Below are 16,139 nucleotides of genomic sequence, written 5' to 3' on the forward strand. Positions count from 1 at the left end.
TTAAATTCAAAAATCATACATTTAATTAGTTAAAATTTCTTCATTATAAACTCTAATGCAATTTTTACCAGCATTTTTAGCTGCATATACTGCTAAATCGGCTTTTTTCATAAAATCATTTGCACAGGTTATTTTACTAGGAGCTATTGTTGCAATTCCTATGCTAATGCTACTATTCCATTTATCATCTAATCTATCGCCCACTCTTATATTTAACTTTCTAGTTAGCTCTAAAAGTTGGCTTGCTAGTATAAATGCACCCCTTGAGTCTGTATTTGGTAAAAGTAAGAAAAACTCATCTCCACCAAGTCTAGCAAATACATCATCGGTTCTAATCGCTTCTTTGATTGCTTGAGAAAATTCTTTTAATACTTTATCTCCCATTTCATGACCATAATTATCATTTACTTCTTTAAAATTATCTAAATCTATCATAAGCCCACTTGTAAGAAGTAAATTTTCTTTTGCTTCTTCTAAAATCACTTCTAAAGCTTCAAACAAATATCTTCTATTAGGCAAATTTGTTAAAACATCAGTAGAAGCTAAAGTTCTTAAAGTTTGATTTGCTGCTGATAATTCTCTAGTTTTTTCCATTACTTTTAACTCAAGATTTCTCTTAAGCTCTAATAATTCATTATTTCTTTTAATTACAACATTTACTAAACCATTTAAAGCTTTTACTAAAGGTTCTGTTTGTTTATTGGTATTTTGTTCTACCATTTCATAAGCTTCGTTAGGCGAATGTCCTTTATCAATCAAATCAATTTGCTTTGCCATATTTTGATCAGTTCCTAAAATATGAAAAGCAAGCCATGAAATTAAAAACTCTAAAAGACTTCTAACAGCTTCTTTATTAACCCCATCTCCAACTTCAAGGAATAATTGTTGCACTTGCTCTACAAATTGTTTATGGCTTTTTTCGTGTTTTTCATAAAAAATACTATTGATATTTTTTTCTTTCATCAATTTTTCTTCAGCCATAAAGTGATAACTTGCATAATCTAATATCTTCTTAAAAGCTTCATCTAATTCTTGCTTATTAAGAGATTTTTCACTAAGTTTAATCGCAATTTCATTTGTTAAGCTAACTAAATATTTATGTTGCTCATCAACTTCAATTAAGCTAGTTTCATAGTCTTTTGTCCAATCAAATAATAAATTCATTTTGTCCCCTTTATTTAAGTTCTGCCCAACTTTTGCCTACACTAAGGCTAGTTTTAAGCTTTACATTTAATCCATAAGCATTTTCCATAATATTACGAGCTATTTTAGAAAATTCTAAAACTCTTTCGTCTTTTACTTCAAATATTAATTCATCATGAATTTGCAAAATTAATTTAATTTCTTTATTTAAATATGGATAAAGTTTAATCATAGCTAATTTAATTAAATCAGCAGCCGAGCCTTGCAAAATACTATTTATACATTCTCTATCGTGTGCGTTATTAACCTTTATATCATTTGTATATTTAAAAAATCTCTTCCTACCTAAAAGAGTTTTTATATAACCTAAATCTTTTGTTTGTTTTTTTGTATTTTCAAAGTAATCTTTAATACTACTAAAAGAATTAAAGTATTTTTTGATATATTCACTAGCTTCGCTATAAGGTATTTTTAGCTCTTCACTAAGACGCCTTGCACCCATTCCATAAATTAAACCAAAGTTTATGCTTTTTGCATAATTTCTCTTTTCTTTATCACTTTCTTTAAAAATCTCAATCGCCGTTCTTGTATGAATATCTTCATCTAATAAAAAGGCTTTTAATAAATTTTCATCTTTACTAAAATGAGCAAGCATTCTTAATTCTATTTGAGAATAATCAAGACTTATGAAAGAATATCCTTGCTTTGCAACAAAAGCTTCTTTTAATAAATTAGCATATTTGCTTCTTGCTGGAATGTTTTGTAAATTTGGATTATTTGAGCTAAGTCTTCCAGTAGCTGTTCCTGTTTGTAAGAAATTTGAGCGAACTATAAATTCATCTTCATTATTTGTATTTAACTCAAGTAAAGGTAGAACATAAGTGCTTAAAACCTTATTAGCACTTCTATATTCTAAGATTATTTTAGCCACAGGATGAGCTAGGTTTTGCAATGCTTCTTCGTTTGTTGAGCCTTTATAATTATTAGGGAGTGCTAATTTCTCATATAAAATCTCTTTTAATTGCTTAGGAGAATTTAGATTAAAGCTTTCGCCAACTTCGCTAAATACTTGCTCTTCTAATTCTTTTAAATTATTTTCTAAGATTGTTTTTAATTCTAATAATTTATTTTTATTAAGACTAATCCCATTAGTTTCTAAAGAAATTAAAACCTTAATAAACTCACATTCATAAACAAAATCTTTTTTACGCTCATCATCTAATTTTGAATACGCATATTCATAAATAGCTTTTGTAATGAATGCATCTTCACTTGCGTATTTACAAGCTAAAGCTGTATCAATATCGCTAAAATTTTCGCCCTTTTTTACCACTTCTTCAAAAGCTAAGCAAGAATAATCAAAATATTCTTTAGCTAAAAAATCAAGAGAAAATTTTGAACTTGGATCAAGCAACCATGCTGCTATCATACTATCTTTATAATTTTTTGGAAAATTAATCCCTAAATCATTTGAAAGCATTTTTAAATCAAATTTTAAATTATGTCCTATGATTTCGTTTTCAAATAATTTTGTAATAGCTTTAATTGCATCTTCTTTTGAAATATTTTTTGAATTTTTATGCAAAATCGGCACATAATAGCTATTGTTCTCATAGCAAAATGAAAAACCAACAATCTTATCATCAAAATTAAGCCCCGTTGTTTCTGTATCAAAACCTATTACGCCATTAATACTATCAACAACTTTAAACAATTCTTCTTTTGTATCTAATAAAATAGAATTAAAATCCATTGATATTTCTTTTTGTTTTTCTACTTTTACTTCATTGTTTATTAGCTTTAAAAACTTAAATAATTCAAATTCTCTTAATTCATCAGCTATATTATTAAATACATTTATACTAGGTTTTCTAGCACTTTCTAAAAAATCTCCTAAAGGCAAATCATCAACTAATTTTGCTAATTTCTTAGATAAAATCGCATCTTCTTTATGCTCTATTAGTTTTTTTTGTGAGCTTTTATTGCCTAAAATATTTAAATTTTTATATACATTATCAAGACTTCCGTATTCATTTAATAATTTCTTCGCAGCAACTGGACCTATGCCAGGAATACCTTTAAAATTATCTGCACTATCGCCTACTAATGTTAAATAATCTAGCATTTGATTAGGCTTTACTCCGAATTTTTCTAAACACGCTAATTCATTAATAATTTCATAGTTTTTGCCTATTAGCTCGGTATTATTATCATCAAGTAATTGATAAAGGTCTTTATCGGTTGAATAAATACTTGTAAATAAGCCTTTTTCTTTTGCGTATTTTGCAACACTTGCTATTACATCATCGGCTTCGTAATTTGATACTTCTATGCTTAAAAATCCTGATTTTTTAATAAGCTCAATACAAATTGGAATCTGAACTCTTAAATCATCTTCTAATTCTTTTCTATTTGCTTTATAGTCTGGCAAAAGCTCTTTTCTAAACGAACCACCTGAGCTATCTAGGGCAAATACTACATAATCGCATTCAACTTCTTCAACGATTTTTAAAATAAAGTTAAGCAAACCAAAAATCATTCCTATTGGCTTTTCATCTTTTGCACTTCTTAAATTTCTCATAGCATAGTATGAGCGAAATAAAACGTTTAAAGTATCAATTACAATTAATTTTTTCATATTAGCAACCTTTAAAGTAGATTTTAAGAATTTGAAATTCCTATTTCAAATTCTTTAGATTAATTATTAAAAAACTCAGGGTGTTTTTTCTTTAATAATTCCATCGTTTTTATAATAAGTCCGAAGTCATCTTCGCAATCAACCTCATCAATTAATTCAAGATATGCAAAAGCTGCTTTTTCTAAACAATTTTCCTTAACTCCTGCATAATATAAAGCTGCTTTATGCATTAAAGCAATTTCTAGCATTAAATCTTCAATTTCTTCATTTTTCATTAAATTTCTCCAAATAAGTTTTAGTTTGTTCGTAGATTTTAGAATATACATTAGAATCTTTATAAGATGAAAATATTCCGCCACTTGCATTTGCGTGTCCGCCACCATTAAAGGCAGTCTTAGCAAATAAACTTACATCTATTTTATTATTTGCTCTAAGAGATATCTTCTTGCCTGGATTTATTTCTAAAAAGAAATCATATTCAGGATTTTTAACTAAAAAATCATTACCTATTACACTAACATTGCCTATATCATAAACTAATAAGCCTTTTTTATCTTTATAATATATTGTGTAATCTTCTTTGTTTTCGCTTAAAATTCTTACTAAATAATCACTTATTAGATTACATAAAGTATCGTTTTTATTACTTTTAAAAAACTCTTTTTTAATTTTATGTGTTGCATCTTCTAATGCAATATGTGGCTCATTTAGATGAAAAAATTCCTTAGCTTTATTTAATAAAAAGAACATATAAGCATGGTTTTGCTTAGCAAACATAACTCTATTAATCTCTTTACTACTTGCAATTATTTGCATTAAGATTTTGCCTAATTCAAAATGCTTATTATCACTTAGCCAAATATCAATACTATTAATAATATCAACCATTAAACTAAGCTCTTTATCTTCGCCAAAAATTTTGCTAAAAAAATCATAAGTAATCTTAGTAGCACACCTTGAGCTATCTAGCAAATACCACGGATATTTTTCCATACAAGCCTTGCCTGTTTGATGATGATCTAGTAATAATAATTTAGCATTTTCTAACTTTGCAACCCTATTGCTAAAATCTTCGCAAACACTATCAATTGGATTTACATCGGTTATTAAAATAAGTGCTAATTCATTTGGATTTGCTTCTATTTTTTGTATGATTTCATCAAATCTTTCTTCAATTTCTTTGCCATAATTAGAATTATAAAATTCACAATTTTTAAAATAATTAGCTACTACATATTGACAGCCATAACCATCTAAATCAGTATGGCTTAAGTGATATATCTTCATTATTTTCCTTTCTAAATATCTGCATCAATATTGCCTAAGTTATTAAAGTTTGTATTATTTGCCATTTCTGAAAACGCTAATACAACAACTTGCTTTAAGCCATATTTCATGCAAATTTCAGCTATTTTTCTTCTTACATTAGATTCTACTAATAATACAAAAGCACTAGATTGCATACTATAATGCTCATTTACCTTATCGTTTAATGCAGTATATAGTGCATGAGTTTGCTCCATATTAATAGCTAAGGTAATATTTCCTAATTTATTTGTTACTAACATTTCTTGCAATCTTGCATTTACTTTATTTGAAAATGCGTAAAATTGTAAAGTGCCGTTCTCATCTAAGTATAAATTAGTAATAACCCTATTTAAAGCAACTCTTACATGATCGGTTATAATATCTTCATCTTGAGTAACTTTTGCTAAAACTATGATTTGTTCTAAAATACTTCCCATATCTTTAATAGGAATTTGATCTTTTAATAATTGCCTTAAAACCTTTTGAATTAAGCTAATAGGAGCTACTTTTAAGCATTCATCTACAACAATGCTTTGGGTTGCTTTTAATTTTTCTAATAAATAATGCACTTCTTGTAAGGTTAAAAGCTCGGCAGCATTTTGCTTAATTAATTCACTAATATGAGTACAAATCACAGCTCCTGGATGAGCTACAACATAACCACTCATAGTAGCTTTGTTTTTCTCACTTGGATCAATCCAAATAGCTTTTGAGCCAAAAGCAGGCTCAATTACTTCAATACCTTCAAGCTCATCAGTTTCATCAAAACCATTATCAATTGCCAAAAATTTATCAGGATAAATAATATTTTTTGCAACAGGAATCCCTCTTATAATAAAGCAATATTCATTAGGTTGTAACTGCAAGTTATCAGTAATTCTTATATCTTGCATTAAAAAGCCTAAGTTTTTAGCTATTGTTTGACGCATTGTAGGAATTCTATCTACTAAGTCATTTTCAGCAATTTTAAGCAAAGAATAACCTATTTGAAGCTCTAACATTTCAAGCTTTAAGCTATCTTCTGTCTTTTTCTTTCTTTCAGCTGCAATTTCTGCTTCACTCTTTTTAGGTGGTGTGCTTGGAGCTGCACCTGCACTTGTAGGCGCTTGTTGTCCTGCTTGTGTTTTTGGCTTTGTTTTTGTCTTTAAGAAATTTTCATCTTTAGTTTTAAGCATTAAATAGCCTAAACCAGAAAAGACAAAAGCCATAAAACCTAAAGAAAGTGTAGGAAGACCAGGAACTAAAGCAAAAACAAATAAAATAAAGCCTACTATAAACAATGTTTGAGCATCGCCAAATAATTGTTCTAAAGATTTTTCAGCAAATGGCTTTTCTTCTTTACTTGCACGAGTGATGATTATAGCTGTTGCAGTTGAAGTAATAAGACCTGGGATTTGAGACACTAGACCATCACCTATTGTTAAGATAGTATAATAAGAAGCCGCTAGTGAAATATCCATATCATGCTGAAACATACCTATCATTAAGCCACCAACAACATTAACAATAGTAATAATAATACCAGCTACTGCATCACCCTTAATAAACTTAGAAGATCCATCCATAGCTCCATAGAAGTTTGCTTCTCCTATGATTTCTTGGCGTCTTTCTCTAGCTTGTTCTTCTGTAATAAGACCTGCGTTTAAGTCCGCATCAATTGCCATTTGCTTTCCTGGCATTGCGTCTAGTGTAAATCTTGCTTGAACTTCACTTACACGAGTTGAACCCTTTGTTACAACCATGAAATTAATTAAAACTAATATACAAAAAACAACCACCCCGATTACATAGTTTCCACCTACAACAAATTCGCCAAAACTTGCGATTATATCGCTAACTGCAGCAGGTCCTTCATGACCTTTGCTTAAAATCATTCTTGTTGTTGCTATGTTTAGACTTAATCTAAAAAGAGTAATTACTAATATTAAGGTAGGAAAGGTTGTAAGATCAGTTGGCTTTGGTATATACATTGAAATTAATATCATAAGCACCGATATTGCAATACTTAAAGCAAGACAAAAATCAAGTATTCCCGAAGGCAATGGAACAATAATAATTGCTAAAATAGCAACTATTAAGAACACCATTGTAAGGCTTTTGAATTTTAGCACCGGTGCTAAATACGGAGCTACTAATTCCCCTATACTTTTTGTCTGTCCTGCCATTATTTTAAAATCTGTTCAAGCGTAATATCTGTTAAAAACACATTGATTTTATTCTGAAGATTATTGATTATTGGATAAATCTTGCAAGTATCATGCCTATTATTAGGGCATTTATCATCGCCACTACATTCAAATACTAAAGGCTCTTTTTTTTCAGCCGAAATTATTACATCTTTTATATTTATTTTACTTGCATCTTTTGCTAAAATAAAGCCGCCATTTATACCTTTATAAGATTTTAAAATATCAGCTCTTGCTAGATTTTGTAAAATTTTTGCTAAAAAACTTCTTGGTATATTTAATTCATTTGATAAAGTATCTACATCAACTGGGCTTTGATGTTTTGCTATATAAATTAAACTAATTAAAGCATACTCACTTGCTCTTGTAAATAACATAATTTTCCTTAAATATTTTTTATATAAATCTTAACTTTTTTTATTTAATACACGAATTAAATTATAATGATTATTGATTAGCTTTATCAGTAAAGCTAAGAGTAAAGTATCTCCTAAAAAAGGAGATTTTTGTATAAACTAACTAGTTTCTTTTAAATATTCAGCAACTTTTTTTAACTGCTTGAAATTCTTCTTTACTTTTTGGCTTTACGCCGTTTTTTTCACACTCTGCTAAATAGCTTTCATAGCTTTGTGTTTTTGTTTTAAAAACTTCTAAAATTCTCTTAAACATTGCTTGTCCTTAATTAACTTGTATAAGCAAACTTGCTTCTTAATTAACCTCAAGCACAATTTGAGTTAAGGCGTTCTTTTTCACGCTTTAAGAACTCTTCTTTGCTTAAAGGCTCTTCGTTTGGGTGCTTTTCCTTATGCTCTTTTAAGTAAGCTTCATAATCAGGAATTCCACAAGCTGCTTTTATTTTGTCAAAAAATCCCATAGCTACTCCTTGTTATAATTTAAAATTAAAAGATAGCATAAAATATTTGCTAATTAATTTCTTTTATGTTCTAATCTAAAATCTCTTGGATTTTGTGGGTTTTTGCTTTGCCATAAGCCTAGTTTGTTTGCTCTTGCATATTTTTCATCTTCTAAATATTTTTTAGTGTAATTTTGATAAGACCAAGCACATCCATTTCTTACCATTTTTTGGTTTATATCTTCATTATTCGCATAAACTATACCTACTACTCTTCCGTATTTATCTTTATCTTTTATTTCTAATTTAATCTCTTTTCCTTTTAAAAAATCTCCTAACATATCCTTACAAAACTGCCCGTATTCTTGAGCGCTCTCAGGTGCGTCTATACCATAAAATCTAACTTTTATTTTTTCTCCTTTTGCAAGTAAGGTTATAGTATCTCCATCGCTTACATGCTCTAGTGAATATTCTTTAGTAAAAGAGCTAAAATAAGAAAAATTTGCAACAACTAAAAATATAATTAAAGCTATTATTTGATATTTAAATGGTAGTTTTTGAATTAATTTCATTTGTGCTTTTGTGGGTTTTTTCATAATTTATCCTTATAATTTTTATTGCATATAATAATAAAATTATTTAATATTGCAGTGTAATTCCTATTTCAAATTCTTAAAATAGGAATTTATTTTAATGTAGGCTAAATTTAAGTGGAACGCTAATATCTAAAACTCTATCATATTTTTTAAATTTAGCATTTTCTACGCTTTTAATACCTGCTTGATTTAAGTTTTCGTATTTTGATGCTTTGATAATTTTTATATTTCTTGCATTTCCATAATCATAAGTAAATCCAACAACCACAATTCCTTGTTCTCTTCTTTTTCTAGAACTCATAGGATAATTTTTCTTAGCACTTTTATTCAATACTGATTGTATATGAGATATAAGCTCATCTTTAGTATTTCCACCAGCCATTGTTTCATTGCTTGGCTTATTATCCTTTATATTGCTTACTTGATTATTTACTTCGTTTATTTCTTGTTTTGCTTCTTCTTTAATTACTTGTTCTTCTTTAATTTCTTTTTTTACTTCCTTTTTTCTTTCTTTTTTAACTTCTTTTTTTGGCTTTTTGAAATGTTTTTTCTTAATAGCTAGCGGCTCTTCTACTATCTCTTCTTTAACTTCTTCTATAATCTCTTCTTTAATCACTTCTTCTTTAACCGCTACGCTAGGAGTATAAAAAAGCACCGATAATGCCTTATCATTCTTAATCTCACTTGCCTTTACATCGAATTTTAAAAAATACACCAACAAAATCGCATGAATTAAAAAGGAGATAAAAAATGCGATTTTATTTTTGTGTTGCAATAGCGAAATTTTCATGTCTTAATTCTTTTAACAAATCTATTACCATTACAAAATACTTATAACTAGCGTTTTCGTCTGAGCGTAAAATAATTATTTCATCTTTGCTTATATTATTTAAGCTAGACTTTAGTTCTTCGTAGTTTAAAGCTTTGTCATTGTAAAAAAATTCACCATTTTCATTAATACTAATAAAAGTCTTTTGCTTATCTTCTACACTTACACTATTTTCTGATTTTGGTAAGTTTATAGCGATTTTTTCTTCTACTATAAAAGTGCTAACACTTAGCACGATACATAGCAAAACCAGCATAATATCAATGAATGGAACTAGATTTAAGCCTTCTTTATTTACTCTCATTGCCAAACTCTGCTAATTTTACTTCTACTTTTCTATTAAAAGCGTTGTATATCATAAGAGTAGGAATTGCTACAACAAGTCCAAGTGCTGTTGCTTTAAGAGCAAGTGAAAGCCCTAGCATAATGTTTTTTGCATCCATACTAGCAGCATTTGCCATATCATAAAAAGTAATCATAATTCCAATAACCGTGCCTAAAAGCCCGATATAAGGTGCATTTTGATAAACGATGTAAAGACAGGTAAGATTTTTGCTAAGTGCTACTTCTAACTCATCTTTATTTTTATAATTATTTACCTTTACATTACTAAAAAATATAAGCCTTTCAATACTAAATACTAAAACTAAAAAACTCATAAAAAACAAAATAGCAAAAACAAAATAATCCAAATATTCTTTTAAAAATTCCATCTCTTCTCCTAAATACTAAAATAAACACATAATGCTGTAATAACAATGCCTAAAATTGTAGATATTAAAGCACCCTTTTTATCTCTTTTACAAAACGCTGTTAAAAAAAGCCCTGAGATATAAAAAATCACTAAAGCAACAGCAAAACCAACGGCAAGCACATTGAACCAAACACCACCATGAGCTTTATGTAGCAATAAAAGTACCCCATAAATACTCCTATCATAAGCTAAAAATTCAGCTTTATTATCTATAACTCTTATAAAATATGCATTTTTAATATTTCCTAATACATAGGTGTTTTTATTAAATCTTAATTCTGTATTATCAGGGATTTTAAGATTATTCTCTTTAATTAATTTAAGCATTACATCTCTTGCATTTTCTTTATTAATATTTTCATTTAGCTTCATAGAAACTACACTAGCTCCAGCATTTACTTTAAACCCGAAAATATAAAAAGCACCTGTAACAGCGTAAATTAACGCCATAGGCAAGAAAAACAAACTTAAATACAAATGTATTTTCATCCAAGTTTTATTGCTAATTAATTGCATTTATATCCTTAAATTAGGAAAAGTTAAAAAACTTTTCCTAAGTGATTAAAACTTATAGCTAAAGCCTAATTTGATATTTCTACCTGCTTCATAATCGTTTGCAGTTTCAACACCAAATCTTCTTTGCGAATGTGAAACATAAGTTTTATCAAACAAGTTACTAACACTAAAATTTATTTCAAGATTTTTGTTAAATGATGGCATGTAACTTGCATAAATTTCACTTACTCCATAACCTGCTTTTTTGGTTCCATCATCCAATGTTTTACCCGCAAATGCGATTAAGTTGTAACCAAATAATGTATCAATAGGATTTGCAAAATATTCAACATTAAATGTATATTTATCTCCACTATCACTATATGCCATTACAGCACCTTTTTTCTTATCATCTTCATGCTTTGTTTTTTGATGTGTATAACTTGCACTTACTTTAAAATCTTCATAAGCATAAGCAGCATACAATTCAACCCCACGAACATTAGATTTACCCATATTCATACGATTATAGTTTTCTAAACAAATAGTATTCTTGTGCTCATCTGTTGTTGATTTAGTGCAAATATTTTCTGCTATCAAATTCTTATAATCGGTATAAAAATACTTAGCTACAAAATTAACACTATGCTCATCAAAAGCTTTTTTATATCCAAATCCAGCTTCATATGCATTTCCGGTTTCAGGCTCTAAATTCTCATCAACATAATTTGTATTAAATGTATTTTCACTAAGTCTTAAAGCTTCTATCGGATCAGATCCTCTAAATACCTTTGAATACCCTGCAAATACATTAAGACCATTTTCAGCTTTATAATCAAGTGCTAATGCAGGGCTAAAGTTATTAAATCCTTGAGTTTTCTTGCCATAATTATCTATTGTAAATCTATCAAATCTAACACCAGGAATAATGCTTAAACCACCGATTTGTATAGTGTCTTGTAAAAATACTGAAAGGTTATTCGCTACTTCTTTAGGATGATTTTTTGTAGGAATTACTGCTAATGCTTCTGGGATTGTTATTGTTTCTTTAGTTTTATCTTTATTTATTTTTTCATAAGATAAACTTCCTAGTTGCATATTTGCATGATTTTTTCTAAAACTTGTTGTCTGATACCATTCAAGTCCATAAAATAATTCTTGATTTATCAAATCGCTTTCTATTTTTGTTTTATTATTAAGATAAGCACCAATAGTTTTTACCCCATCGTTTGATAAATATGCTTTACCACTAGATTTTTTAAACTCTGCATAGTTTGGAACTTCATCTTTAATAAGCCTATGTTCTGTATAATAAACTCTAAATTCGCTATCAATAAGCTCACTAGGATTGAAATTATAATTAAATGTATATGTATCTCTTTGCATTTTTTGAGGAAGTATTGCTTGAGCTCTTTCTCCTGCTTTTAATCCATTTGTATCAAATGCAACCGAGCCTCCAAACTCACCTCTAAAAGGATAATCGCCCTTATACTCAGTATGTTCATAGCTAAGACCTGCTTTATGCTCATCTTTATCATAATTTACTTTAAATAAATAGCTTAAATCATTGCCTTTTCCACCGATATCATTACCATTTCCATCTTTTCCGTAGCCATAATTTTTGTGATTAATATACGCTAAAAGACCAAAATTATTATCAGTTTTACCATATAACATCAAGCTTTTTTGCCATTCTTTATTATTACTTGCATAACCTGTCTTAAACTTACCACCAAAACTTTCATCACCATCTAGTAAATCAAACGCATTAACAGTTTTAAATGCAACCGAACCACCTAAAGCACCTGAGTTGTTTGCTACGCTTAATACACCTACACCAACATTTACAGCCTTTAACAAATCCACATCTAAAACTAAATCAGCTGAATGATGAAATATATTTCCACGCTGTCTTGCACCATCGACAGTAATATTAATACCTCTATCATTTACACCACGCATATAAAGTTTTTGATTAAATTGATTTGTTCCTGCTACATATACACCTGGTATATCTCTCATTACATCTCTAATTGCACCTGCGTTTTTACTAGATATCTTTATAGAATCAACTTCTGCGTAACCAATAGACTCTGCATTTACTTCGATAGTATCAAGTGTAGCATTATCATTAGCTGCTAAATTAATACCCCCTCCCATTAAACATAAAACTAATGATAGTTTAAAAGATTTTTTCAAGATTTCTCCTTAGTTGATAATTAAAATGATATTCTATAATAAAAAGAGTTAATATTAAAATTTATTATCATTTTAATTTTTATTGTTTAATTAAAGTTATATTAATTATTAAAATATATTAATTCTTATAATGATTATTAATAAATTCCTTTAAAAATTTAGTGTATTTTTTAAAGGAATTTGAATTAGGAATTTACTTTTTAAGTTTGTTTAGCTCTTCTTCTTTTTCTTTTAGTTTGTTTTCAAGGTCTATTACTTCGTTTTCTTTTAAGTTTTTTGCAATCATTAAAAGTAAAACCGCAATTGTTGGTAAAAATGCTGCGATGTTTGATTGATTTATTCCGTTTTGATATGGGTCAATGCTAATATAAAAGCATAAAAATAAAAAAAATGTAATATCTACTGAGTTTAAAAACTTCTTAGTTCTTTTTTCTTTTTGCATGTTAAATCCTTTAATAGTTTTAAACATTATAAACTAATTAAACAATTATTCAAATTCTTTTTTTTAATCTAAACATTAATAATTATGTATTAGATTAAGCAAAATCATTTTGAAAGGAAATTATGAAACAATTTATTTTATTTTTTATTAGCACAATAATTTGTGCATGGGGGGGGGGTATTTTTCAAATTTAGAATATGAGATTAATAAAAACCTTCAAAAAACAAACATAAAAGAAGAAAAAAGCGAGCAAATCCCAAACTCCAAAAATCAAAAAAGTTTTCACTCATCAAGCCTTACAATGCTTAAAGATAATTATTTATTAATTACTTATTTTGCAGGCTCTAAAGAAGGTGCTAAAGATGTAAAAATATATGCAAATCTAAAAGATAATGAAAAAATCAGTGACGCATTTGTTTTACTAGATAGACAAAAACTCATGAGTGATACTAAAGAATATATCAAAAAATTAGGAAATCCTGTTCTTGTAACTTGCAGTGATAAAATTCATTTATTTGTTGTAGGCGTTAGTTTTGGCGGCTGGGCAAATAGCAAGATATATCATTATGTAAGCGATATAAATATAATTGATTTTGAGTTTAAACAAAGCCTTAATCTAAGCCCTTATTTAAATATCTCTCATTTGGTGAAAAACAATGCTATAAATATTAGCTTTAGCGATAAACAAGGCTTTATTTTGCCTATTTATCACGAACTTTTGAATAAATATTCTCTTGCTTTAGTTTTTGATGAAAATGGAGAATTATTAAAAATTAACAAGATTACAAACAAAAATGGCTTGTTTCAACCAAGCGTTGTGGCTTTAGATAATTCTAAAATCTTATTTACTTTTAGAGCTGATAGAAAGGCTAATAATGATTTATATACGCTAACTTGCGATAAATACTTTAAATGTGGTGATTTAGTAAAATCAAATCTTAAAAATTATGATAATTCAGTGGCTTTATTTAATGCAAACAATAAAATCTATCTAGTTTATAATAGTGATTTAACAGGCATGCGAAATACATTAAGCCTAGCTTTAATGGACAAAAACTCAAATTTTATAAAGCTTTATGATATTGATAAAGGAGACGAAATGAGTTATGCAAGTGTTGTTAATGATGATAATTCATTTTATATTTCTTACACACATAATCGTGATTTTATTAATTTAAAACAATATTTATTAAAGGATTAAGCATGCACGCTCTTTATACCTTACTTTATCTAGCAATTTTTGCAATTTTTGTGAAGAAATATTCTATAAAGTCAATTATTACTATGTTTTTTATAATTATTCTTACAAACATAAATATCTATAATGAGCTAAGCATAAATGATTTTACTTATAGTATATTCTCAAATATAAGCATAATTAGTCTTTATTTGCTAATGTTAATTATTTTTAAGCAAACTAGGTATATAGATTTTAAAGGCTCTTTGTTTGTGTTTTGCATTAATTTTATTTTTTTACTTGCTTATTTGAATATAATTAGCGTTGATATTTATAGTAGCTTTAATGTAATAGCACTTATGATAATCTGCTTGATTGCTTATTTTATTAATAAAAACCTTGCTTTAATTTATTTATTTTCGTTATTTTTAAGTATGCTTGTGATTAATAAATTTAATTTATTTTTTGATATTTTATCACTTTTCATCTCTTTTATTTTTATTATCATAAGAGCTAAAAATAATTGATATTTTATAATTCCTATTTCAAATTCCAAGAAAATTTTAAAAAATTTAAAATAGGAATTTGAATTCGGAATTTATAAGTAATAATATAAGCAAATTAAACAAATACATTCTCTCTAATTATTAACATAACTAAAAACTAATCTTAAGCACAAAACTTCAAACAATATAATACATTCAAATTCCTATTTCAAATTCTACAAATTCATAATATTTTCAAACCATATTTTATATAAATATATTTCTTTTAAATATAAGAATCTATATCCTAAATCGTTAGTTTTATAAGTATTTTTGTAGTTATCTAAGTTTTAAATTTTTAACTGATTAAAAAATAAGCTTTATAATATTTATATCATTATAATAAATTTAAAACTTTTACATTTTATCATTTAAGATAAAAATATATTTTAATTCATTTATATTTTTTTCTAAATTGACTTTCACTATTTAATAAAAGTTTATCGGGGTAGCTAAGCCAGTTACCCGATATTTTACCAACCTTATGGTGATTTCAAACTCTTGAATGTTTTGCTAGAATTAGATTTGAGTTGATATTTTAGGCTAAAAATCTTAACCTTAAGCTTAAAGATTTTTTATTTTCCACAAAACGGCTGTTTTTTGCCGAAATTTTCAAAATGGAAAAATAAGCAAACTTTAAGTTAGCTCAAATCCTTACAAGCTAGACAAGTTTGTCTAGGTCTTTCAAACCTAATTCTAGCAAAACATGGTTTGAAACACTATTTCTTGTATGTGTTCTTTTGCTGTTTTTATTAACTTTCAAACCTAATTCTAGCAAAACATGGTTTGAAACAAAGAGTTTATAAAAAATCCACCCACGCTAGCAGGCTTTCAAACCTAATTCTAGCAAAACATGGTTTGAAACCCACTAAAAACATTAGCTAAATCGCTATTTTTAAAACTTTCAAACCTAATTCTAGCAAAATATGGTTTGAAACCTTTAAAATCCCCATTTAGACAAATAAGGATAAAAA

The 16,139-nt window shown here is 27.6% G+C and carries 17 protein-coding genes; 2 read left to right on the top strand and 15 right to left on the bottom strand.

The window, feature by feature from the left end; translation table 11 throughout:
* Positions 1 to 21: 21 nt before the first annotated feature.
* From AVANS14531_RS08415 to AVANS14531_RS08485, 15 genes are all read right to left on the bottom strand, one after another.
* Entirely contained in the window at positions 22 to 1,164 is a 1,143-nt protein-coding gene (locus AVANS14531_RS08415; protein WP_336612061.1) for a GGDEF domain-containing protein, read from the bottom strand.
* A gap of 10 nt (positions 1,165 to 1,174) precedes the next feature.
* Positions 1,175 to 3,781, bottom strand: coding sequence for a DNA polymerase I (gene polA, locus AVANS14531_RS08420; RefSeq protein ID WP_336612062.1), 2,607 nt, complete (start codon positions 3,779 to 3,781; stop codon positions 1,175 to 1,177).
* Positions 3,782 to 3,840: 59 nt separating this feature from the next.
* Positions 3,841 to 4,056, bottom strand: coding sequence for a hypothetical protein (locus tag AVANS14531_RS08425; RefSeq protein WP_336612063.1), 216 nt, complete (start codon positions 4,054 to 4,056; stop codon positions 3,841 to 3,843).
* Positions 4,046 to 5,068, bottom strand: a complete 1,023-nt coding sequence (locus tag AVANS14531_RS08430; RefSeq protein ID WP_336612064.1) for a DHH family phosphoesterase — start codon at positions 5,066 to 5,068, stop codon at positions 4,046 to 4,048. The genes AVANS14531_RS08425 and AVANS14531_RS08430 overlap by 11 nt, the downstream gene beginning before the upstream one ends.
* A gap of 11 nt (positions 5,069 to 5,079) precedes the next feature.
* Complete coding sequence (flhA, locus tag AVANS14531_RS08435) at positions 5,080 to 7,254, bottom strand: flagellar biosynthesis protein FlhA (RefSeq protein ID WP_336612065.1); 2,175 nt, start codon at positions 7,252 to 7,254, stop codon at positions 5,080 to 5,082.
* Positions 7,254 to 7,652, bottom strand: a complete 399-nt coding sequence (locus AVANS14531_RS08440) for an Rrf2 family transcriptional regulator (protein ID WP_336612066.1) — start codon at positions 7,650 to 7,652, stop codon at positions 7,254 to 7,256. Before AVANS14531_RS08440 ends, flhA begins: the two co-directional genes overlap by 1 nt.
* Before the next feature lie 160 nt (positions 7,653 to 7,812).
* Complete coding sequence (locus tag AVANS14531_RS08445; RefSeq protein WP_336612067.1) at positions 7,813 to 7,944, bottom strand: hypothetical protein; 132 nt, start codon at positions 7,942 to 7,944, stop codon at positions 7,813 to 7,815.
* 49 nt (positions 7,945 to 7,993) lie between these two features.
* A complete protein-coding gene (locus AVANS14531_RS08450; RefSeq protein ID WP_239818040.1) occupies positions 7,994 to 8,149 on the bottom strand; it encodes a CstA-like transporter-associated (seleno)protein in 156 nt (51 codons plus the stop codon).
* A 53-nt stretch (positions 8,150 to 8,202) separates the two neighbouring features.
* Positions 8,203 to 8,724, bottom strand: coding sequence for a thermonuclease family protein (locus tag AVANS14531_RS08455; RefSeq protein ID WP_336612068.1), 522 nt, complete (start codon positions 8,722 to 8,724; stop codon positions 8,203 to 8,205).
* 94 nt (positions 8,725 to 8,818) lie between these two features.
* Positions 8,819 to 9,514 (bottom strand): TonB family protein, encoded by a 696-nt coding sequence (locus AVANS14531_RS08460; protein ID WP_336612069.1) that lies wholly within the window; start codon positions 9,512 to 9,514, stop codon positions 8,819 to 8,821.
* Positions 9,483 to 9,857 (bottom strand): TonB system transport protein ExbD, encoded by a 375-nt coding sequence (gene exbD / locus AVANS14531_RS08465; protein WP_336612070.1) that lies wholly within the window; start codon positions 9,855 to 9,857, stop codon positions 9,483 to 9,485. Before exbD ends, AVANS14531_RS08460 begins: the two co-directional genes overlap by 32 nt.
* Positions 9,844 to 10,266: a TonB-system energizer ExbB gene (exbB, locus tag AVANS14531_RS08470; RefSeq protein WP_336612071.1), complete on the bottom strand. Its 423-nt coding sequence runs from the start codon at positions 10,264 to 10,266 to the stop codon at positions 9,844 to 9,846. Before exbB ends, exbD begins: the two co-directional genes overlap by 14 nt.
* Positions 10,267 to 10,274: 8 nt before the next feature.
* Complete coding sequence (locus AVANS14531_RS08475) at positions 10,275 to 10,823, bottom strand: PepSY-associated TM helix domain-containing protein (protein WP_336612072.1); 549 nt, start codon at positions 10,821 to 10,823, stop codon at positions 10,275 to 10,277.
* A 45-nt stretch (positions 10,824 to 10,868) separates the two neighbouring features.
* Entirely contained in the window at positions 10,869 to 13,001 is a 2,133-nt protein-coding gene (locus AVANS14531_RS08480) for a TonB-dependent receptor domain-containing protein (protein ID WP_336612073.1), read from the bottom strand.
* A gap of 193 nt (positions 13,002 to 13,194) precedes the next feature.
* Positions 13,195 to 13,443, bottom strand: a complete 249-nt coding sequence (locus tag AVANS14531_RS08485; protein WP_239818032.1) for a hypothetical protein — start codon at positions 13,441 to 13,443, stop codon at positions 13,195 to 13,197.
* A 166-nt stretch (positions 13,444 to 13,609) separates the two neighbouring features.
* On the opposite strand from AVANS14531_RS08485, the gene AVANS14531_RS08490 reads away from it, so the two are divergent.
* Both AVANS14531_RS08490 and AVANS14531_RS08495 read left to right on the top strand, forming a co-directional pair.
* On the top strand, positions 13,610 to 14,644 hold the full coding sequence (locus AVANS14531_RS08490; RefSeq protein WP_336612074.1) for a sialidase family protein: 1,035 nt from the start codon (positions 13,610 to 13,612) through the stop codon (positions 14,642 to 14,644).
* A 2-nt stretch (positions 14,645 to 14,646) separates the two neighbouring features.
* Positions 14,647 to 15,147: a hypothetical protein gene (locus AVANS14531_RS08495; protein ID WP_336612075.1), complete on the top strand. Its 501-nt coding sequence runs from the start codon at positions 14,647 to 14,649 to the stop codon at positions 15,145 to 15,147.
* The last annotated feature ends 992 nt before the right edge of the window (positions 15,148 to 16,139 follow it).

The organism is Campylobacter sp. Cr9 (genome assembly GCF_020138295.1).
Classification (GTDB): domain Bacteria; phylum Campylobacterota; class Campylobacteria; order Campylobacterales; family Campylobacteraceae; genus Campylobacter_E.